3 protein-coding genes are annotated in these 1,959 nt (G+C 34.2%); all 3 read right to left on the bottom strand.

Going from position 1 to position 1,959, the window contains the following annotated elements; translation table 11 throughout:
- Positions 1–371 (bottom strand): hypothetical protein (locus A9G48_RS10025; protein ID WP_141672997.1); only part of this gene is annotated, 371 nt, incomplete at its 3' end.
- A gap of 8 nt (positions 372–379) precedes the next feature.
- Positions 380–787 carry a hypothetical protein gene (locus tag A9G48_RS10020; RefSeq protein WP_065576137.1) on the bottom strand — a complete coding sequence of 136 codons (408 nt, stop codon included), beginning with the start codon at positions 785–787 and terminating at the stop codon, positions 380–382.
- 3 nt (positions 788–790) lie between these two features.
- Positions 791–1,959: glycoside hydrolase family 108 protein (locus tag A9G48_RS11855; protein WP_218057881.1), on the bottom strand; the 1,169-nt coding region annotated here is incomplete at its 5' end.

Below are 1,959 nucleotides of genomic sequence, written 5' to 3'. Positions count from 1 at the left end.
ATATCAGCTAGGGTTAATTCCGGATAATTCACTTGATAACGGTTAATCAACTCCGTTTTATCTGCCTGCGTTAAACGGTGCTTGCTAACTTCACCCTCCTTATTTTCAACTACCCCATTTATCCCTGTAATCACCATATTACTTGCATTATCTGAAAGATTGGATGATAACTTTAATGTATATTCTGGCTTAACTTTAACGTAATAATCACTAGCATTGCCAATAAACTGTATCCCCAATCCTGCCGGTAACGTCCCTTCAGCTTTAGCGGCCTGAATTAATCTTGCCTCTTTTTCAACTAATAAAATGGTCTTTTCACTTTCCGGTAACTGCTCTGCTAAGACTCGGGTTTTACTGATAAATGCCGGCAAATCATCATTTAATAGTTTTCAATTTTTTCAGGAAGTAATGTTGCTTTCTTTGCAAAATAATATTCTCCATTAGGATTTGTAATCAAATTCCAAACTAAATTGTTTGCTTGTAGCTTAATAACCGCTGTACCATTTTTACCACCAAAAGTACTATCAAAATGAACTTCAATTTCATTATTAATTAATTTAGATGAAAAAGGTATCGGGCAATCTATCTTATTACCATAATTAACAATAGAACATAATTCCCCATCAACTTTATTATTAGCATCAATTTTCAATTGTATTGAAAAAACACTATAAGGTATTTGATTTTTTTCTAGATAAACTTCTTCGGTCCAAGTTTGATTAATATCTAAAGCGCATGCATAATCTAAATGTAATAAAAAAAATAAAACAAAAAATATGTTTCGCATACACTAATCCTCGTCAATTTTCACTGTTAAACAATCATCTACTCTATTTAACCAACCTTTTAGAAACACATAGTTTTTCGTATGGGTACCATCCTTTTTAATAGCTAAATTAGTATAATATTCTTTTCTAATTTCAGTAATACGTGTTAATAATTTATCCTGTTCAGAAAGAGAATTTATAATAAGAGCTGTTTCCTCACCCATTTTGCCATCAATATTAAGATTTTGATTAAACTCGTTCACTAGAAGTTGTTGTATTTTTTTTATTGCTCCCCCCGAAGTAATTGACCAATCATATATCATTAACCCTAATCTATCACTTTCTATTCTGCAAAATCCTTTTGGTTGCCAATATCTTTTTCTATAGATAATTTCAGCCTGTTCATCTGTAAGTTTTTTTAAATTATCTAAAGTAGGATCTATTCCCAAATCTTGCTTTGCATATGCCACCCATGTATTCCAAGCTATTCCTCTATTTGTTGCTCCTCCTGAATCATTTGGGTTATTTACATATCCTCCTTCATGCCTTAATACTATTTTTGAAATTCTATGAAATTTTATTGAACAATAATCTATTTTATTTTCTCTCAGAATAGAAATGCCCACAGGATGAATAAACCACGCTTTTCCATCCATTGATAAGTTAGAAAGTATCTGCGTGTTAGCATTAACAGGGGTTTGGTTAGAGATTACTGTTTGTGCTTCTGCCACTTTTTTCCACCACAGTGAGGGTTTGATGCGCTCTTCTTTTTCTAGTTGCCAGTTGTTTTTGACATGTTCGTGCGCTTCGTCCACTTTTTTCATGGCAAAGTCTCGCTGATAAGGCTCGGTGATGCCAAGTTTATCTAATCCCGCTTCAATAAGCGCTTTTTGTTGTTGCTTTTCTTCTTCAAATAGCTCATCAACTTCGTTCCATTTGCTTAACCCTTCATCTGCATACCATTCACTTTCATATTTCACCAGTAAATGCCCTATCTGCTCCGCTGTCCAACTTCTGCGTAACCCTTCCTTTAAATCCCTATCCGTAAAAGTCGGTGGCGGTAGGGCTTTTTTTCGTTGGGTTGAATATATTAGTGTGCCGGTTAAGATTTGCTGTAATTCTCGCATCGCCGGCGTGTAATCGGCTAAATCTAAGGTGGCAACGTTATTTTTGCTGATTTTATCAGATAATT

Origin of the sequence: Gilliamella sp. wkB18 (assembly GCF_001690875.1) — a bacterium.
GTDB lineage: Bacteria > Pseudomonadota > Gammaproteobacteria > Enterobacterales > Orbaceae > Gilliamella > Gilliamella apicola_A.
Note: the sequence above shows the minus strand (reverse complement) of the source record. Positions and strands in the feature narration are given on the sequence as shown.

What these genes read in the sequence shown, in the direction of transcription:
- A9G48_RS10020 (WP_065576137.1), bottom strand. Translation starts at nt 787, where the DNA reads ATGCGAAACATATTTTTTGTTTTATTTTTTTTATTACATTTAGATTAT.